The organism is Parafrankia sp. Ea1.12 (assembly GCF_900465275.1).
Lineage (GTDB): Bacteria > Actinomycetota > Actinomycetes > Frankiales > Frankiaceae > Parafrankia > Parafrankia soli.
In genome coordinates, this window is sequence record NZ_UBIZ01000134.1 from 1 (window position 1) to 17,393 (window position 17,393).

Below are 17,393 nucleotides of genomic sequence, written 5' to 3' on the forward strand. Positions count from 1 at the left end.
GTGGGGGAGAGGCCGGGGAGCCAGGTCTGGGCGAGGCGGTTCCAGCTTCCGTCGGCGATCGCCTGGGCGAGGACGCCGTTGACGAAGCGGGTCAGATCCGGGTGGTTCAGGCTCACGCCGATGGCGTCCGGCTCGAGCGTCAACCTCGGCCCGACGATGTGGACGCGCGGATCCTGGGAGACCATCCCGGCCAGGATGGCCTCGGTGGTGGTGATCGCGTCCACCGTTCCGGCCTGAAGCTCCACCAGGCAGTCACCGATGGTCGGCGCGGCGACGGCGACCGGCCGCGGGTCCGCGTTCCTGATGTGGTCGAGGGTCGTCGTCCCCGCCGCTGTGCACACCCGCCGGCCGCCGAGGTCCTCCATGCCCTGGTAGGGCGAGTCGGTCGGGACGAGTACGCGGTTCGCCTCCTCGTAGTACACGGCGGAGAAGTCCACCTGGGCGCGGCGCTCGCAGTTCGTCGTCATGGTCGCCACGACCACGTCCACCGTGCCGTCCCGCAGGACGGGGATCCGCTCGGGGTAGGTCACGGCCCGGAAGCGGACGTGGCCGTCCTCGCCGAAGATCGCCCGCCCGATCAGCCGGGCCATGTCGACGTCGAAGCCGGCGAACTCGCCGCTGAACGGATCGATGAAACCGAACGGCGGCACGTCCGCCAGGACGCCGGCGGTCAGATAGCCGCGCTGGGCGACGGTCTCCAGGTGCGACCCGGCCGGCATGGCGCCGGGGGACGGCAGCTCGGTGGGCGGGCGCAGGCTGGCCGTCGGGTCCCCGCAGTCGCCGGCCGCCGACGGCGTCGCGCTGGCCGGTGCGGTGCTGTTGGGCGTGGCGCCGGCCGCTGGCATCGCCCGGGCCTGCTCGGGGAGCGGGTTGTCGACCGTGCCACAGGCGCCGAGCAGGACCGCGATCCCCACGAGCATGAGCAGCGCTCGGCTGGCGGGTGTGCGGCGGGTGATCACCGATGTTGCCGAGATGCCGTCAGCGGTAGTCATTGATCCTCGACTGCACCCCGGCCAGCGTGAGGAGCATCGCCAGCCCGAGCGCCGTGCCGGTACCGGCGGCGACACCGTCGTAGGTGCCCGCGGCGGAGCTCAGCCCGGCGGCGAAACGCCCGCGGCTCGCGGTGAACGCCGTCTCGGCGTCGCCGTCGAAGCGGGTGAACGTCGAGGTTCCCTCGTCGAGGGCCACCCGCACGGCCTCCTGGAAGCCGCCGACGTCGCGGACCAGGTCCCGGACCCGGACGGCGGTGTCCTGGTAGCGCTCCCAGTCGGGTACGAGCACGTCCCGTCCCGGCGCGTCCGGGCCGTCCAGCGCCGCGGCGGTGGCGAGCGTCCCCGTACCGGCCGGTCGGCCCGCCGGGTCGTAGCCGAGGCGCTCGGTCACCCGGCGCGCGTCGGCGTCGAGGTCGTCGCCGTTGCCGCGGGCGATCAGGGAGAGGCTCTCGTCGCCCCAGGCCCGTAGCGCCAGCACCCGCACCTGGGCGACGACCGTCATCGGCCGGAAGGCGTCGTTCCTGCTGTCGACCAGGCGGGCCCGGGAGACACCGAAAGCCAGCAGGGTGAGACCCGTCGCGATCACGACCAGTACCGTCGCGGCGACCAGGCGCAGATTGAACATCCGGTGCGTCCGCCGGAACAGGCGGATCTGCAGGGCGACCAGGGCGACCAGCGCCGCCGCGCCGGCCACGCCGACGAGGACCGGCTGGTACCAGCGCGTCGCCTGGGCGTACCCGCGATCGATGTCCAGCGCGTCCTCGGCGGCCAGCCGGTCGACCGCTGGGAGGATCCTGGTCTGCATGAGTTCGGAGGCCTGACGAAGGTACGCGCCGCCGACGACATTTCCGATCCGGTTGTTCGCGCGCGCCCGTTCGATCAGGCCGGTGTACACCGGCAGCTGGGCCGCCAGGACGCTCAGCGGCTCGCGCGGCCCGCCGGCGAGCGCCAGGTCGACGATGCGCCCGCTCGCCGAGGCGATGCTCTCCTGATAGGCCGTCCGCTGGGCCGGCGGCTCCACGCCGCCGGCCAGAAACGCGCGGGCCACGGTCGCGTCGGCCACCGAGAGCTCGGCGTGCAGCTGTTGCGCCGCCACGAACGACGCACCGGAGTCGCGGGCGAGGGCGTCCACGGCGTGCTGGCGGGAGAGCGTGGACAGCAGGCAGACGGACAGCGTCACCATCAGGACACCTACGAGCCCGGCGGACAGCAGGCGCAGGAATCCGGGTGGAGTCCGGCTCCGTCGCCGGATCGTCCCCGCCGCCGCGGCGACGGAGGCCGTGGCGCCCGAAACCGTGGAGACAGCAGTCGCCGAGCCGGACGCGGGCGCCGGGTTACCGGCGGCCGGTGCTGCGGACGGCGTTCCCACCGTGCTCATGTCTGATGATCTTAATTCTGCTGTGGCGCAGGGAAAGACCCGCGCACTGTCGGGTGCGCGTCATGGCCGCGGCGGTTTTGTCGGAGGTGCTGGCTAGCCTTGGTTCTGGGCGTCGGTGACCTGCGGCGGCCGATCGGGGCGGTGAATCAGGAGGGCGAATCGAGGTGACCTCTGATGGGTGACGTTCCTCCCGGCGGCAGAACCGGCGGGGCTGCTCTGGCCGGGGCGGAGGCGGGTGTCGAGAACCTTCTCGAGCCGTACCGCCGCGAGCTGACCGGCTATTGCTACCGAATGCTCGGCTCGCCGTTCGAGGCGGAGGACGCCGTGCAGGACACGATGATCCGCGCCTGGCGCGGAATCGACCGGTTCGAAGGCCGGGCCGCGCTGCGGTCGTGGCTGTACCGCATCGCGACGAACGTGTGCCTGTCGATGCTCGGCGCCAGTCAGCGGCGGGCCCGGCCGATGGACCTCGCCGGCCCGTCGACGGCCGACTCCCCGCTGCCCGCGCCGCTGCCGGAGACGGCCTGGATCGTGCCCGCGCCGGACGGCCAGGTCTACTCCAGCGCCGCCGACGCGGCCGACCCCGCCGATCTCGCCGCCCGTCGCGAGACGATCAGGCTCGCGTTCGTCGTCGCGCTGCAGCACCTGCCGGCCCGCCAGCGGGCGGTGCTCATCCTGCGCGAGGTGTTCGGCTGGTCGGCCGCCGAGGTCGCCGACCTGCTGGAGACCTCCGTCGCCTCGGTCAACAGCGCCCTGCAGCGGGCGCGCGCCACGATCGCCGCGTCGGAGATCTCCGACGCCGACCCGCTGCGCCCCGCCGACGCCGAGCAGCGGGAGCTGCTCGCCCGCTATGTCGACGCGTTCGAGCGGTACGACCTCGAGTCCCTCGCGGCGCTGCTGCACGAGGACGTCACGATGTCGATGCCGCCGCTGGGCCTGTGGCTGCGGGGCCACGCCGACGTCCGGGCATGGATGCTCGGTACGGGCCAGGGCTGCCGGGGCTCGCGGCTGCTGCCAACCGTGGCCAACGGCCACCCGGCCTTCGGGCAGTACCGGCCCAGCGCCACGGGTTCCGGGCACGACCCGTGGGGCCTGGTCGTCCTGGAGGTCTCGGCCGGGCGGGTCGCCGGCATCAACACGTTCCTGGACGTCGAGCGCCTCTTCCCGCTGTTCGGCCTGCCGGCCCGGTTGCCTGGCTAGTGCTGCCCGGTCAACGCCGGCCGGGTACGTCCTGTGCCTGCTGCGTCGAGGTCGGCGCGGCGGCGGGAGTGAGGCGTCCGACGAGCGGGGCGAGGCCGGTGAGAGCCAGCAGCTCCCAGACCCGTGGTGGTGCGTGCACCTGGACGAGCCGGTGGTGCCTTCGCGCGACGAGCACGAGCCTGGCGATCGCCTCGACGACGACGGCGTCCGGCCGGCCCACCGGGGTCGTGTCGAGGAGGACGGCGGCTTCCGTGTCGGCGCGCAGGAGCTCGTCGAGCCGCGCGCACAGCTCGGGAACGGCCTCCCGCCGGAGCCCGGGAGGGAAGGGCAGCACAACCGTGGCAGCGGCGCCTGGCGGCGGCGATCCGTCATCGGGCATGATCGGCCTCTCATCCGTGGGTGCGCGCACCGTGGCCCACCCACCGACGTGGCCCACCCACCGACACAGACCGATCGGTCACCCCGAACTCATCGCCCCCGCCACCGGCCGCGCCGCCGTCACCGGTCTCGGCCTGCCCGGATCAGTCGATGACGTCCGGCTCGAGGCCCACGGTGAGCCAGTCGGCGTAGGACTGGCCGGTGACCTGCTCGAGCAGCGCGATGTCCGCGGTGAAGTAGGGCAGGACGGCGGCGCGCTGTGCCGGTGTCATCGTCGGCCTTCCGCCCCGCTGCCGCTGCAGGGCCGTCAGCAGCGGCCCGCGTGGCACGGCGCGCACCGGGGCCGGGAAATGGTGCCCGATCCGCCCGCCGGTGCGAAGGACGGCGCGCAGCACCGCGTTCGCCGCCGTGTCGGCGACGAACGGCGTCACGTTCTGGGACGGGACGGCGTCGAGCAGCCCGGTCTGCACGCCCAGGAACTCGCACACCCGGTCGAGCGTCGGCACCGGGGAGTCCCGCAGGTCGCGGTAGCGCAGCACCAGCACCTGCTCCCGGGCGAACAGGCCGAACAGGTGCTCGAGCTGCCGGCCGTAGAGCCCCTGACTGACGTAGTGCCAGAAGTGCGCCCAGCCGGCGTCGCGGCGGCGCTCCTCCAGGGCGCACGCCCGCACGAAGTCACGTTCGGACTCCAGGCCGGCGGCCCACAGATGCGTCCAGTTCGAGTGGGCGCGGTCGACCGGGTTGCGCAGCAGGACGACGAGCCGGGCCTTCGGGATCAGCCGGCGGATGCGGTTCTGCGCGTCGAGGTCGTACAGGTAGAACGGCGTCGCCTCGCCGCGGAGGGCGCCGTCGGGCGCGGGGTCGAACAGTGCCTCGTAGTCCGCCCGGCGCCAGACGTGCTCCTGGTAGGTCTGCGCGTCCCCGGGGCCGCCGCGCGCGGGCGGCGGGCCTTCCGAGAGGAAGAACTTCGGTTCCTTGACCCGGGAGAGGAACAGCTCGGGGTGGCGGCTGAGCGCGGCGTGCAACGCCGTGGTGCCGGCCTTGGGAACCCCGATCACGAGGAAGTCGGGCAGGGACATCGACGACTGCTCCAGGGGCCGGCGCGGCTGATGTGGGATCGGAACAGACTAAGTGACATTCCCGATTGAAAAAAGTGAAAAGCATCGCGCCGGGCACCCTCGTGGGTGTTCCGTGGCAGGCCGGCGTTCTGGCCGACGCTACGGTCGAGGCCCTGGTAAGAGCCCGGATCGACTGCGGTGAGTGACCGACCGTGTCGGTTGCCGGGTTTGTTCATCAGCTAAGTAGGATTCCGCCCGTGGTGACGTACGAGGTCGAGCGGACAGCCGTGAACGTGCCCCTGCCTACGCCGGACAACGCGGTAACGGTGGTGTCGCCCCCGGGCGAGGGGCCGGGCTTCTGGGCCGGGGCGCCGAGCGCCGTGCTCGTCGACGGCACGTTCTACCTCGCCTACCGGCTGCGCCGCCCGGTCGGGCACGGCCGCGGGTACGCGGTGGTGATCGCCCGTTCCGACGACGGTGAGCGGTTCACCCCGATCCACACGATTCACCGGGACGCCTTCCCCGCGGAGTCGCTGGAGCGGCCGGCCCTGGTGCCCACCCCGTGGGGGAGCTGGCGGCTCTACGTGAGCTGCGCGACGCCGGACAGCCCGCACTGGTGGGTCGACGTGCTCGAGGCGGACGCGCCGGACGCCTTCGACCCCGCCACCCGGCGCACCGTGCTCCCCGGCGACCGGTTGACCGCGGTCAAGGACCCGGTCGTCGTCTGGCATGACGGCCTGTGGCATCTGTGGGCCTCCTGCCATCCACTGGACGACCCGGCGGCCACCGACCGCATGGACAGCCGGCACGCGACCAGCCCGGACGGGCTGACCTGGACGTGGCAGGGCACGGCGCTCGCGCCCCGGCCCGGCGCGTGGGACGCCCGCGGGGTCCGGATCTCGGCCGTCCTGCTCGGCGACGCCGGTGGCGGCGTCGGGGGCGGCGTCGGCGACGGGGGCGGTCTCGACGGCGGGGGCGCCCGGCTGGACGCCGTCGCCTACTACGACGGCCGGGCCAGCGCGACGGAGAACTGGTCGGAGCGCACCGGCATCGCCGTCGGTGGGCTCAACGGGTTCGCGGCGGTCGGCGACACTCCGATCGCGGTCTCACCGTACGGCGGCGCGCTGCGGTACGTCAGCGTGGTGCCGCTGCCCGATGGCGGCCACCGGCTTTACTACGAGCAGGCCCGTCCCGACGGTTCGCACGAGCTGCGCACCGACCTGCACCCCCGGAGCTGACCCGGCCCGCACGCGCAGCCCGAACCGCACCATCCCCGCCACCACTGGTGGCGGGTCATGTGCCTGACCGGCGTCGACTACTTCTCCACGCTGGGCTACCAGCCGGGCATCGCCATCCTCGCGGCCGGCGCGGTGAGCCCGATCGCCACGGCGGTGCTCGTCGCCGTGACACTGTTCGGGGCGCTGCCGGTCTACCCGGCGGGTCGCCGGCGAGAGCCCGCGTGGTGAGGGCTCGATCGCGATCCTGGAGAAGCAGCTCTCCTGGTGGAAGGGCAAGCTGCTGGTCCTGGTGCTCCTCGGCTTCGCCTGCACCGACTTCCTGATCACGATCACCCTCTCGGCCGCGGACGCCACCGCGCACATCCTGGAGAACCCGTACGCGCCGGACCTGCTCGCCGGCCACGAGGTCGCCGTCACGCTGGTGCTCCTGGCCCTGCTCGCGGCCGTGTTCCCGCGCGGGTTCACCGAGGGGCGGTGGGGATCGCCGTCGTCCTGGTCGTGGTGTACCTGGCCCTGAACGTCTTCCCGAAGCTCGCGCTGGGACTCTCCGGCTTCGAGACCGGTGTAGCGGTGATGCCGCTGATCCGCGGCGGCCCGGACAGCCCCGACGACACCGCCGACACCGACGCGAACCCCGCCGGCCGGATCCGCGGCGCGCGGCGGCTGCTCACCAGCAGCCTCGCGACAACGGTCCTCATCCCCGAGCGGCTCGCGGAGCCCGGCGGCCCGGCGAACGGGCGGGCGCTGGCGTGCGCCTCGACGAGACGGCCACCCGGTGGGTCACCGAGGCGGCCCGTTCCGGGGCGCTGCACCTGGTCGCCAACGAGTTCGACACCGGCGACGCCGCCGAGTACGCCGACAACCCGGACTCGTCGGAGTTCGAGGGGCGGCTCGACGTCTGCGGACGGGAGCGGCACGGGTACCGGATCCTGCAGCTGACCAGCAACTCCGTCCCGAACGCGATCGCGGCCCTGCTCCTGCACCTGCGCGACCTCACCGGCACCAGGCCGAACGTGTACTTCGAGTGGTCCGAGGGCAACCCGCTGCAGAATCTGGCGCGCTTCGTGTTCTTCGGAGCCGGCGAGGTCGCCTCGACGACCCGGGAGATCCTCCGCGAGGCCGAGCCCGACCCACAGCGCCGCCTGTTCGTCCACGTGGCCTGAGCGGCTCCGACGAGGGGGTGTGGCGCTCGCCCATGGCGCCGGCCCGAGGACGGTCGACCGCCGTAGCCTCGTCCCTCGTGAGACGAGGCGGCAACGGCGACCGAGCGGAGCACGAGCGGCCTGCGGGCGGGCGGTCGGCGAGGGCGCGGACGGGGGAGGCGCATCCCTCGAAGCACTCGGCGGGCGCGGGGTGGCTGCGTCCCGCGGTGTTCGGGGCGATGGACGGTCTGGTCAGTAACGTCGCGCTGATCAGCGGGTTCGCGGGCGGGGCCGCCGGGCGGCCGGCGGTCGTGCTGGCCGGGCTCGCGGGCCTGGCCTCCGGGGCGTTCTCGATGGCGACCGGGGAGTACACCTCCGTCCGCTCGCAGAACGAGGCGATGCGGTCACAGATCGAGGTCGAACGGCGGGAGCTGGCGCTGTATCCGCAGGCAGAGCACGCCGAGCTGGTCGGGTTCTTCCGCGATCAGGGGGTCGACGCGCCGACCGCCGAGTCGGTGGCCCGCCAGCTGGCGCACAGCCCGGACACGGCGCTGCGCGTGCATGCCCGCAACGAGCTCGGCCTGGATGTGGACGATCTGCCGTCCCCGCTCGGCGCGGCCGGTGCGTCGTTCGGTGCGTTCGCCCTCGGCGCGCTGGTGCCGGTGGTGCCCTACCTGGCCGGGTTCGCCTCGTTCGCGATCGCGGCCGTGCTCGCCGGGCTGGGGCTGTTCGCCCTCGGGGCCGCGGTCAGCCGCTTCACCGAGCGCTCGGCGTTCTACAGCGGCGCCCGCCAGCTCCTGCTGGGCCTGGTCGCGGCTGCCGCCACCTACGGCATCGGCGTCCTGGTCAACGCCTTCATCGCCTGACGCCTCGCTGTCACACCTGACTTCGAGGCCAGCCGCAGCGGCTCCCGCCGCGGCGGCCGGCGGGCGGCGATCCAATCGCCGCGCACCGGCCGCCGCCGGTGGTCAGGAGGAGAACGCCTGCTCGAGCTCGGTGCGCAGCACCCGGCGTAGCAGCTTGCCGTTCTCGTTGAACGGCAGCTCCGAGCGGAACTGGATGTGCTCCGGGGTGCGGCTGGACCGGAGCTGGGCTCGCACGTGGCCGCGCAGCTCGTCCTCGGTGACCTCGCCGGAGGTGACGACCGCGGCCACCACCTGCTCCCCCCAGTCCCGGTGCGGGATGCCGACGACGGCGGCCTCCTCGACGGCGGGATGGGCGATGAGCACAGCCTCGATCTCGCCCGGGGACATGTTCTCCCCGCCGCGCACGATGACGTCGTCGAGCCGGCCGTGGACGTACAGGTAGCCGCCCGAGTCGAGGTGGCCCTCGTCGCGGGTCGGGAACCAGCCGTCGTTCTCGATCCGCCCGATGCCCAGGTACTCGCCGGAGACCTGCCCGCCGCGGACCCAGATCTCACCGTGCTCGCCGGTGGGGACCTCCTGGCCGCCCGGGTCGCGGATCGTGACCTCCAGGCTCGGCAGCGGCTTGCCGACCGACCCCAGCCGCGCCCGTACCTCCGGGTCGTCGCTGCCGATCGCGGCCTGGTGGTCGTCCGGGCCGAGGACGGCGATCGTGCTCGAGGTCTCGGTGAGCCCGTAGGCGTTCACGAACCCCACGTGCGGGAGTGCGGTGACCGCGCGCTCGATGACCGGCAGTGGCATGGGCCCGCCGCCGTAGGAGATCGACCGCAGGGACGGCAGCCCCTGGCCGTCGGCCTCGATGACGTCGAGGATGCGGCCGAGCATGGTCGGCACCACCATCGCGTGCGTGACCGACTCCGCCCGGACGAGGTCGACCCAGGCCCGGGGCTCGAAGCTCTCGAGCTGGACGACCCGACGTCCCGAGTAGGTCGACGAGCAGGACGCCGACACCCCGGCGATGTGATACGGCGGGACGCTGACGATCGCGACCTCGTCCTCGGCGGAACCGGCGAACTCGACCGTGGAGATGACGTACTCGGTCAGGTTGCGGTGGCGCAGCACAGCGGCCTTGGGCTCGCCGGTGGTGCCGCTGGTGAACAGCAGCACGGCGATGTCCTCGGGGTCGCCGCCCCAGCCGTCGGCCTCCTTGGCCTCGGTGTCCGCGGCGATGGCGAGCAGCTCGTCCCGGGTGACCAGGTGGATGCCGTCGATGTCGCCCAGCCGCTCGGCGACGCCGGCCCCGACGACGACGGTGGCCGGCGCGGTCCGGGTGACGATCGCGCGCAGCTGCTCGTCGGCGAGCCGGTAGTTGATCGGCACGAACGGTTTGCCCGCGATCGCCGACCCGAACAGGGTCAGCGGGACGGCGGGCGAGTTCAGGTCGATCAGCCCGACCCGGTCTCCAGGCAGGGTCTGCAGCGCGGCACCGACCCGGCGCGCCTGGTGCGCGAGTTCGGCGAAGCTCAGCCCGCCGACGCGCGGACCGAGCGCGACCCGGTCGGCCAGGCCGTCCGCGGCCATCTCCAACAGCATCCCGAGGTGCATGTGCTTGTCGCCCGTCAGTCCGAGGAGGGGAGAGGCTTGGCGTCCTTCAGCGGGAGCGGGACGTCGCCGATCGACAGCGATCCGGCGCCGGCCTTGGTGCACAGCAGCTCGAGCCCGGACTCGGGGTCGGCGAACCGCTTGCCCAGCGGGGTGCCGGCGCTGAACGCCGGGTCGAGGGTGAGCCCGGCGGGTGCCTCCGCGCCGACCTCGATCACCGGGTGGCCGCCGCAGCGCAGGTCGACGGCGGCCGCCGGCGGCTTGACGACGATCACCTCGGTGTCGCACACCGTGGACTTGTAACGCGTACCCGGCTTGACCAGGGTGCTCACCCGTGTGACCTCCTCGTTCGGGCATCCCACCGCACATCCGCGCGGGGGGGCCATTCTCCTCGCACCAGACTCTCAGAATCGCCGCCGAGATGCCGTGCCACCAGCCGATTGCCGGGCACGACGCCGCCGAGAGTCACCAGGCGTGAGGACGGCGGCCCCCGACGGTGACGGTGGCGGGGGCCGCCTGCGAGAAGCCGGCGTCAGGGCCGGGGGAGGTGGCGTCCCGAGGGGACGGACGTGGCGTCGGCCCGGGCGCTGTCGCGGTCGGCGCCGGCGGGCTGGGAGTCGTGGGGGCCGCTCTGGGGGCACAGGTGCGCGCGTTCGAGCACCGTGGCGACGAGGTCGACGATCTCCGCGAGCGGGCGGTCCGGCTCGGCCGCCACCATCGCCTCGGGCAGTCGCTCCAGCAGGGTGAAGAACGCGATGCTGGCGACCCGCGGATCAAGCGGATGCGACCAGCGCGCCGGGCCCAGCAGGGCGGTGTAGCCGGTGTGCAGCCGTTCGCCGACGAGCCGGCGGGCCGCGTCGAGACGTGGGTGGCACGGCCGCCGGTCGAGCCAGGCCCGGGTGACGCCCAGGTACCGCAGGTGGAACGCGACGGCGTCACCGAGCCAGCTCCGTAGCTGGGCGGGGTCGCTCCCGAGAGCCGGGCCGATCCGCCGCAGCCGGCCGTCGAGCTCGGTGATCGTCTCGATCGCCTCGTCGCTCAGCGCCACCAGCAGGTCGAGTTTCTCGTCGAAATACTTGTAGAACGTGCCGCGCGCGTAACCCGCCTCGGTGACGATGTCGTCGACCGAGCATTGGTGGTAGCCCTTTTCGGTGAAACATCTGATCCCGGCGTCGAGAAGCCGCCGAACGGTCACCGTGGCGCGGCTGCTGAGTTGCCGCAGACGGCCGTCCGGCGGCAAGGCCGGCAACGGCCCGGTCGCCGGTGCCGGTACGGACCAGAGGCGTTCTCCAATGCTCGGCGGGCGCGGGGTGGGGATCTCCCGGCCCAGCTGGGCGAAAACACCCACGGGGGTGTGCGGGAAAAGAATGAGCTGGACCAGCACGGCGAGGTTGTCGGTCAGGTAGTCGGTACCCATCGCCGTGCCGCGGGCGGCCGGCCCGGTGCCGGGGTGTTCACGGCCGAGCGGCGCATCGGCATGGCGCGTGTAGTTACAGCTGCTCACCAGCGCGGTCAGCGCCAGCGCCGCGTCGGCGGCGGCGAGGCCGGTCACCCCCGACGAGGTGAGCCGCTGCGCGATCCGCTCCCGGTAGGCGGCCGAGAAGCGGCTGACCAGCGGCGGTATCGCGGTGCCGGGCGAACTGACGTTCGCCCACTGCACGAACATCGTCGCGTACCTGTCGTACACCCAGGCCCACTCACCGAGCCACCAGTGCAGATTGTCGAAGCCGAGCTCGCCGGGTTCCAGCGGGCCGATGCGGCGAACCACCCGCATGAGCGCGCCGCCGCATTCCTCGAGCAGCTCGACGAAGATCTGCTCCTTGCTCTCGAAATACTGGTACAACGTGGCCCGGGACACCTCGGCGGCCTTCGCGATGTCGTCCACCGACGTGCCGTGGAAGCCCTGGGATTCGAATAGCGCCAGCGCCGTGTCGACGATGCGCGTGCGGGTGCGTGAACCGCGTGCCCCCACCACCGGACTGGTGGGGCCGTAGCTCGCCCGTCGCAGGATCTCGTTCTCGGACATCCATGTCAGAGTATGCGAACGGATCGCGATGCTTTCCGTTCCGCGGCGCGGAACGCCGTCGCCCGCCGAAAGGTGGAATTCAGTCGGCTGGTCGGCTCCCGGCTGTCTCACCGCTCCTGGTGGACGGCGGGTCGTCGCGGAGCCTGGCGCGGCTCGCCCGGCCATCGCTACGATTTCGGCCGGCTCCGCGGCCTGCGCGCCGGCGCGCCTGCGGACTCTGCGGGCCTGCGGATGCACGGGCCCACGGGCGCACATGGACGAGGGGGAGGCACGTGGGCGAGGCGCTGGACACGGTGCGGCGGATGCTGACCGCCTTCGACGAGGCGGACGACGTCACGCTGCGGTCACTGCTCGCCGCCGACGTCGTCATGGAGGCGCCCGGCCCGGTCCGGCTGAGCGGGCGGGACGCGGTCGCCGACTACAGCGCCCGGTTCCTCTCCGCCTTCGCCGACCTGACGGTGCAGACCCATGTCCTGGCCGAGCAGGGCGAGATGGTCGTCGAGGAGTACACGCTCGTCGCCACGCACGCCGCGACGTTCACCACACCCGCGGGTGAGGCGCTGCCGCCCACCGGGCGGCGGGTCTCGGTGCGCATCGCCGAGGTCTACCGGGTGCAGGACGGCCACATCACGGAGAACCGCTTCTACTTCGACGCGGCCCATCTGTACCACCAGCTCACCTCTGCGCCAGCTCACCCCGCTGTCAGCTCACCCTCTGCCCGCTCATCCACCGCCCGCTGAGCCGTGACGAAGTAGCCGGCGACGGGCATCTCCGCCGGGATCGGCCGGCGCAGCTCGATCGCCACGGTGGTGGAGTCGATCTCCCGGCCGCGCCAGCCGTGGTCACCCAGCCAGGCGGGGGAGGCCCCCTCCAGGCCGCCCTTCCACAGGTCGGCGAACTCCCCCAGCGGGGGGACGTGCCGGGCCTCCTCGACCATCTCCTCGGCCAGGCCCTTCGCGTCCTCCAGCGCGAGCCGGCTGCCCGGAACCGAAAGACGGGTGACGTCGGTGAGCAGGCGTTCGGCCTCCTCCGCGGACAGGTAGACGATGATGCCTTCGGCCAGCCAGGCGGTGGGCTCGGCCGGGCGGAAGCCGGCATCGAGGATCTCATCGGCCCAGTCCTCGGTCAGGTCGGCCGACACGGCGTGACGTTCGCACCGCGGCCCGGTCCCACCCGCGGCCAGGACCCGCTCCTTGAAGGCCAGCATGTCCGGCCGGTCGACCTCGAACAGGCGCGTCCCGGCCGGCCAGGGGAGGCGGAAGGCGCGGCTGTCGAGACCGGCCGCGAGCAGCACCATCTGCCGGACGCCCGCCTCCGCGGCGGCGAGCAGCTCGTCGTCGAAGAACCTGGTTCGCACGACCAGATAGGCGTTCATCATCTCGGCGAGTGCGCCCAGCCGGCCGCCGGCGTCGGGTGGGATCAGCGGCAGCGCGTCGCCCGCCGCGGCCACGAACGCCGGTGCCAGCCAGTCGTCGAACAGCCGGTCCGGACGCTCGCTCTCCCCGGCCCGGATCCACGCCGTGGCCAGAGCCGTCCGTCCCACGCCATGCGGAACCTCGTTCATGTATCGAACGTAGTTCAGTCCTTCCGCAGGGTGCTGACGATCGGCCCATTGTGGTATAGGTGTGGCCTTCGTCCCGACTGGCCCGGCCCGGCGGTCGTGCCGGCGGTCGTGCCGGCGTCAGTGGCGCCATGGACGCCGGCCCGCACCCGCTCCGGCGGCCCGGGTCAGAGCGGGCGCGGTGGCCATCCGGCCCGCCCGCCGCGTCCGGACGGCGGGTCCCGTGCCGGCCGCATGCACCGGCGGATCGCGGCGACAGGCCCTGCCTGCCCCGGTCTGGCCGGGCCTACGGTGGCCCAGGTACCGAGGGATCACCCCGGTACCGGACCAGAGCCGTCTCGGCGACGCCGTCCGGCGCCCCGGCGGCGACCTACGACCACGGAGGCCGTCATGACGCGGACCGACGCTCCTGCTCCGGCGACCATCGGCGCTCCGCTGGGCTCCGGTGCTGCGCAGCGCACCAGCGACCGGGGGAGCATCCCCCGGTCGGGCATCCCGCGTGACCACGCCGGCTTCGGCGTCCTGACCTTCGACATCTGCGTGCGGCTCGTCGCCGGCGAGCGGATTGGCCGGGTCGCGTTCGTCGCGGACGGCGAGATCCTGGTGCTCCCCGTGAACTACATCGTGGACGGCAACACCGTCGCGTTCCGGTCCCGGGTGGGCTCGAAGCTGTCCGCCGCCACCAACCACAGCGTCGTCGCCTTCGAGGTGGACGGCTACGACGCCACCGTCGGTGTCGGCTGGAGCGTGCTGATCAACGGGTGCGCGGAGGCCGTCCGGGAGGACGCGGAGATCGCCCGGCTCGAGGCCAGCGGGCTGGCTCCCTGGTCGGTGAACCTGGAGCGGCCGAGCTGGGTCCGCATCCACTGGGACTCGGTCTCCGGGCGGACCACCATGCGTCCGCCGACCGCCGACGAGTGCTGAGCCGCCCGCCGAGCCGCGCTCTCGGGCGGCCGCCGAACCGGCCCCTGGGCCGTCCGTCGAGCCGGCCGCCGACCCGGCGGCGGGGACGCCGGGCCCGCCGGTGCCCCCGCGCGGCCGGCGCCCCCGCCCAGGCTGTCAGCCGCCCGCGCGCCGTCAGTCCCGCCGTCAGCCCGTGACGCTGCCGTTCGGGGACTGGCCGATGCGGTGGCAGGTGGAGATGTCCTGCTGGTAGCCGAGGTCGAACGCCTGCGCCCGCTGCATCGGCGTGCCGTGGGCGTCGGGCGCGGACGCCTCCTGGTCGAACCAGCCGCCGCGGGTGTCGCCCAGGCTGAAGAAGAGCATCGAGCCGTTCACCGCCTCGGTCGAGGTGAGCCGGCCCGCGTCGACCGCGAAGCGGGCCTGCCCACCGGCCAGGCAGTCCGCCTGGTTCTCCTCGGCCCGGGACACCGCGCCGAGGGTCCCGCCGATCCGGTCGCCGCGGTGGCCCAGCTCGTGCATGATCACAAATGCCGGATAGGACGGGCCGCCGGTCTGATCGAGCTGGGCCATGAAGTCGGTGCTGTACGCGACCGTGTCGTCGGTCGTGCAGTAGAGGGCGTTGTCGGCGAACACCTTCGGGTCGGTGACGCCGTCCGCGCACGCGATCTTGGGAATCTCGCCGTTGCGGTAGGGGACGTAGTGCGGCTGGGTCCACGCGGCGCCCAGATGGGCGCGCCAGTAGCCGTTCACCGACCCCGGGCACTCGGCGGGCTCCGAGATCAGCGTGTCGACATCCGCCAGGGTCCCGATCTTCCCTCCGCAGGACGGGGACTGTGCCCAGGCCGCCGAGGCACCCGTCGGAGGGATGCCCAACCAGCCCGCAAGCAGAAAGAGCGAAAGGGCGAATACGGCCGCAACGGCCTTTCTGGCGCGCACGACGGCCACCGTAGAGGTCATTTCGGCCATCCGGGGCGGGCCGGTCGACTCCGTGGCACACCCGTCGTCGCCGGGATGGCCGCAATGGGTGTGCCCGTATTTCCCGGATTACCGGTTCAGCCTGGACAACGCCGTGCGGGTGACCTTCGCCATGCGGTCCGCGGCATTGTGTGACGGTCGTCCCGTACCCGCTCCGGGAGGCACCGACGGGTCATCCGAAATCCGCTTCGGGCCGGGGCCGCAGCCGGGCCCGAAGCGGATTTCGTCCGACTCGGTCCTACGTCCGGCAGGTCGCTCCGGCGCATGTGGCGAGCGCGTCCAGGCGGCTGTCGAGGCGTGCGACGAGCTCGGCGTTCGCCGCCCGTCCCGCCGGGGTCGCCAGCAGGTTCGTGAGCTCGTACGGATCGTTGGACAGGTCGTAGAGCTCGCGCTCGTGGACCACGGTCCGGTCCGTGTCGTACCAGCGCACGTACGTGTACCGGTCGGTGCGCAGCCCGCTCCAGGCTGGGATGTCCAGGTAGTGGGCGACCGGGTCGGTGGCGGCCGCCACGATCGGCTGGCCGGGCACCTGCTCGGCGGCGATGCCGTCGTCACCCTGGCCGCCCGGGCCGGCGTACTGGCCCAGCAGGTCCGAGCGCCACTGCGCCGGGTCCTGCCCGCGCAGCAGCGGCGCGAGTGACATGCCGTCGACGTCCGCCGGGACGGGCACCCCGGCCAGCTCCAGGAACGTCGGCGCGATGTCGATCGCGGCGACCATGTGGTCGTCGGTTCCCCTGGTCACCCCAGGCCCGGCGACGACCAGCGGGACCCGCAGCGACTCCTCGTACGGCGCCATCTTGTGAATCAGCCGGTGCGCGCCGAGGTTGTAGCCGTTGTCCGAGGTGAAGACCAGGTAGGTGTGGTCGAGCTCGCCGGTGTCGCGCAACGTCGTGACGATGTCGCCGACCATGTCGTCGAGCGCGAGGAGCGATCCCATCCTGTTCCGGTAGTCGTTGTCGTTGATCAGGTTCACCTGGGCGCTGCGGACCCCGGCGCTCGTCCGCAGCCACGCGGGCTTGTCGCTGACGTCCGGCTCCTGGTAGTTGGGCGAGCGTGGCGCGAGATCGTCCGTGAACGGATTGTTGCTGTCGCGCGGCGCTGGCGGCAGCGGCAGGTGCGGGGCGGTCGAGGCGGCGTAGAGCATGAACGGCTCGTCCTTCGTCGCCGCCCGCTCGAGGAAGTCCACCGACTTCGCGGCGACGACGTCGGTGGAGTAGTTCGCGGGATCGGACGGGCCGCCGTAGTGCACGATCGTCCCGTTCTCGTTCAGCGCGTAGTTGTAGCCGGTGTAGAAGAAGTTGTCGACGCTGCCGTACCACTCCGTCCAGCCCGGAGGAACGTGGTCGGGCACGTCCTCGATGCCGTTCATGTACTTGCCGACGAGCGCGGTGTTGTAGCCGCTGTCCTGCAGGTACTTCGCGAAGGTGCGCTCCTCGTTGCCGTTCGCCGCGAACGTCGCCCAGCCGCCCTCGTCGCCGCTGTTGGTGAGCACCCCCGTGTTGTGCCCGTACTTTCCGGTGAGCAGCGACCCGCGGGCCGGGCAGCAGATCGGGGTGGGCGCGAAGCTCTCGGTGAAGGTCAGGCCGGCGTCGCGGATGAGCGCTGCCGTCCTCGGCATCGCCTCCCAGTAGGGCGAGGTGGTCGCGTCGAGGTCGTCGGCGGGGATGAAGACGAAGTTGGGCCGCTGCGTGTCGGCTGCCAGCGGCGTGGCTGCCAGCGGCGTGGCCGACAGCCCGGGCGGCGTCGATGGCTCCGGGCCGCCCGCGGCGGCGAACACCGCCGCGCCGAGGGTCGCGACCAGGAGGCTGGCCGTCCCGATCCGGGCGCGTGTTCCGAGCGGCCGATGTCGTCCGGGCACAGAGCACTCCCTTTTCCGTGGTTGCGTCCGGCCGGGATTCGTGTGCACCGGCCGTGGCCGCGCCGGCGGGCGGCGGCCGGCCCATCCTGGCCCAATGCCGTGAAGCTTAAGTCGATCTTGGATGGCTGATCTTCTGCTGTTCTTGGCTGGTGGGTTGGTACGGCGTGGCGGCGTGGCATCTGTGCTGGTGGGTGGTTTGGTCACGGTTCGTGGCTTCGA

Annotated in this window: 15 protein-coding genes and 1 pseudogene; 6 read left to right on the top strand and 10 right to left on the bottom strand. The window is 72.7% G+C overall.

Annotated elements, in window-relative coordinates; genetic code table 11:
* Both FMEAI12_RS03310 and FMEAI12_RS03315 read right to left on the bottom strand, forming a co-directional pair.
* A partial coding sequence (locus FMEAI12_RS03310) for a glutamate ABC transporter substrate-binding protein (protein WP_235013648.1) occupies positions 1 to 992 on the bottom strand: 992 nt, incomplete at its 3' end.
* Positions 979 to 2,370 (bottom strand): hypothetical protein, encoded by a 1,392-nt coding sequence (locus tag FMEAI12_RS03315; protein WP_112104928.1) that lies wholly within the window; start codon positions 2,368 to 2,370, stop codon positions 979 to 981. The genes FMEAI12_RS03315 and FMEAI12_RS03310, both read right to left, overlap by 14 nt.
* A 174-nt stretch (positions 2,371 to 2,544) precedes the next feature.
* On the opposite strand from FMEAI12_RS03315, the gene FMEAI12_RS03320 reads away from it, so the two are divergent.
* Positions 2,545 to 3,570: a sigma-70 family RNA polymerase sigma factor gene (locus FMEAI12_RS03320; RefSeq protein WP_071063653.1), complete on the top strand. Its 1,026-nt coding sequence runs from the start codon at positions 2,545 to 2,547 to the stop codon at positions 3,568 to 3,570.
* 10 nt (positions 3,571 to 3,580) lie between these two features.
* On the opposite strand, the gene FMEAI12_RS03325 is transcribed toward FMEAI12_RS03320, so the two are convergent.
* Together FMEAI12_RS03325 and FMEAI12_RS03330 are read right to left on the bottom strand one after the other, a co-directional pair.
* A complete protein-coding gene (locus FMEAI12_RS03325) occupies positions 3,581 to 3,949 on the bottom strand; it encodes an STAS domain-containing protein (RefSeq protein WP_112104934.1) in 369 nt (122 codons plus the stop codon).
* 142 nt (positions 3,950 to 4,091) lie between these two features.
* The gene (locus FMEAI12_RS03330) at positions 4,092 to 5,027 is read right to left on the bottom strand and encodes a sulfotransferase (RefSeq protein ID WP_071063649.1); all 936 of its coding nucleotides are present in this window, start codon (positions 5,025 to 5,027) and stop codon (positions 4,092 to 4,094) included.
* A 236-nt stretch (positions 5,028 to 5,263) separates the two neighbouring features.
* Between FMEAI12_RS03330 and FMEAI12_RS03335 the strand changes: the two genes are divergently transcribed.
* The 3 genes and pseudogenes from FMEAI12_RS03335 (at position 5,264) to FMEAI12_RS03345 (ending at position 8,252) form a co-directional block, all read left to right on the top strand.
* Entirely contained in the window at positions 5,264 to 6,244 is a 981-nt protein-coding gene (locus tag FMEAI12_RS03335) for a hypothetical protein (protein ID WP_112104929.1), read from the top strand.
* A 3-nt stretch (positions 6,245 to 6,247) separates the two neighbouring features.
* Positions 6,248 to 7,407: pseudogene (locus FMEAI12_RS39170) on the top strand (hypothetical protein); the annotation flags it as partial.
* Between the two features lie 32 nt (positions 7,408 to 7,439).
* The gene (locus FMEAI12_RS03345) at positions 7,440 to 8,252 is read left to right on the top strand and encodes a VIT1/CCC1 transporter family protein (protein WP_112104930.1); all 813 of its coding nucleotides are present in this window, start codon (positions 7,440 to 7,442) and stop codon (positions 8,250 to 8,252) included.
* Positions 8,253 to 8,354: 102 nt separating this feature from the next.
* Here FMEAI12_RS03345 and FMEAI12_RS03350 read toward each other — a convergent pair whose 3' ends face one another.
* The 3 genes from FMEAI12_RS03350 to FMEAI12_RS03360 all read right to left on the bottom strand — a co-directional run bounded on the left by FMEAI12_RS03350 (position 8,355) and on the right by FMEAI12_RS03360 (position 11,877).
* Positions 8,355 to 9,854 carry a class I adenylate-forming enzyme family protein gene (locus FMEAI12_RS03350; RefSeq protein WP_112104931.1) on the bottom strand — a complete coding sequence of 500 codons (1,500 nt, stop codon included), beginning with the start codon at positions 9,852 to 9,854 and terminating at the stop codon, positions 8,355 to 8,357.
* A gap of 14 nt (positions 9,855 to 9,868) precedes the next feature.
* The gene (locus tag FMEAI12_RS03355; protein WP_071063881.1) at positions 9,869 to 10,183 is read right to left on the bottom strand and encodes a hypothetical protein; all 315 of its coding nucleotides are present in this window, start codon (positions 10,181 to 10,183) and stop codon (positions 9,869 to 9,871) included.
* Positions 10,184 to 10,383: 200 nt separating this feature from the next.
* Positions 10,384 to 11,877 (bottom strand): TetR/AcrR family transcriptional regulator, encoded by a 1,494-nt coding sequence (locus FMEAI12_RS03360; RefSeq protein ID WP_112104932.1) that lies wholly within the window; start codon positions 11,875 to 11,877, stop codon positions 10,384 to 10,386.
* Between the two features lie 272 nt (positions 11,878 to 12,149).
* Between FMEAI12_RS03360 and FMEAI12_RS03365 the strand changes: the two genes are divergently transcribed.
* Entirely contained in the window at positions 12,150 to 12,617 is a 468-nt protein-coding gene (locus tag FMEAI12_RS03365) for an ester cyclase (RefSeq protein WP_071063638.1), read from the top strand.
* Here FMEAI12_RS03365 and FMEAI12_RS03370 read toward each other — a convergent pair.
* Positions 12,569 to 13,420 carry an SAM-dependent methyltransferase gene (locus FMEAI12_RS03370; protein ID WP_112104935.1) on the bottom strand — a complete coding sequence of 284 codons (852 nt, stop codon included), beginning with the start codon at positions 13,418 to 13,420 and terminating at the stop codon, positions 12,569 to 12,571. The genes FMEAI12_RS03365 and FMEAI12_RS03370 overlap by 49 nt on opposite strands.
* A gap of 408 nt (positions 13,421 to 13,828) precedes the next feature.
* Here FMEAI12_RS03370 and FMEAI12_RS03375 point away from each other — a divergent pair, with 408 nt between their 5' ends.
* On the top strand, positions 13,829 to 14,362 hold the full coding sequence (locus FMEAI12_RS03375) for a pyridoxamine 5'-phosphate oxidase family protein (RefSeq protein WP_020462410.1): 534 nt from the start codon (positions 13,829 to 13,831) through the stop codon (positions 14,360 to 14,362).
* A 165-nt stretch (positions 14,363 to 14,527) separates the two neighbouring features.
* Here the strand turns inward: FMEAI12_RS03375 and FMEAI12_RS03380 are convergent, their stop codons facing one another.
* A complete protein-coding gene (locus tag FMEAI12_RS03380; protein WP_112104936.1) occupies positions 14,528 to 15,214 on the bottom strand; it encodes a neutral zinc metallopeptidase in 687 nt (228 codons plus the stop codon).
* Between the two features lie 340 nt (positions 15,215 to 15,554).
* Complete coding sequence (locus FMEAI12_RS03385) at positions 15,555 to 17,174, bottom strand: sulfatase (protein WP_112104933.1); 1,620 nt, start codon at positions 17,172 to 17,174, stop codon at positions 15,555 to 15,557.
* Between the last annotated feature and the right edge of the window lie 219 nt (positions 17,175 to 17,393).

What these genes read in the sequence shown, in the direction of transcription:
- FMEAI12_RS03350 (WP_112104931.1), bottom strand. Translation starts at nt 9,854, where the DNA reads ATGCACCTCGGGATGCTGTTGGAGATGGCCGCGGACGGCCTGGCCGAC.
- FMEAI12_RS03320 (WP_071063653.1), top strand. Translation starts at nt 2,545, where the DNA reads ATGGGTGACGTTCCTCCCGGCGGCAGAACCGGCGGGGCTGCTCTGGCC.
- FMEAI12_RS03360 (WP_112104932.1), bottom strand. Translation starts at nt 11,877, where the DNA reads ATGTCCGAGAACGAGATCCTGCGACGGGCGAGCTACGGCCCCACCAGT.
- FMEAI12_RS03315 (WP_112104928.1), bottom strand. Translation starts at nt 2,370, where the DNA reads ATGAGCACGGTGGGAACGCCGTCCGCAGCACCGGCCGCCGGTAACCCG.
- FMEAI12_RS03330 (WP_071063649.1), bottom strand. Translation starts at nt 5,027, where the DNA reads ATGTCCCTGCCCGACTTCCTCGTGATCGGGGTTCCCAAGGCCGGCACC.
- FMEAI12_RS03375 (WP_020462410.1), top strand. Translation starts at nt 13,829, where the DNA reads ATGACGCGGACCGACGCTCCTGCTCCGGCGACCATCGGCGCTCCGCTG.
- FMEAI12_RS03345 (WP_112104930.1), top strand. Translation starts at nt 7,440, where the DNA reads ATGGCGCCGGCCCGAGGACGGTCGACCGCCGTAGCCTCGTCCCTCGTG.
- FMEAI12_RS03325 (WP_112104934.1), bottom strand. Translation starts at nt 3,949, where the DNA reads ATGCCCGATGACGGATCGCCGCCGCCAGGCGCCGCTGCCACGGTTGTG.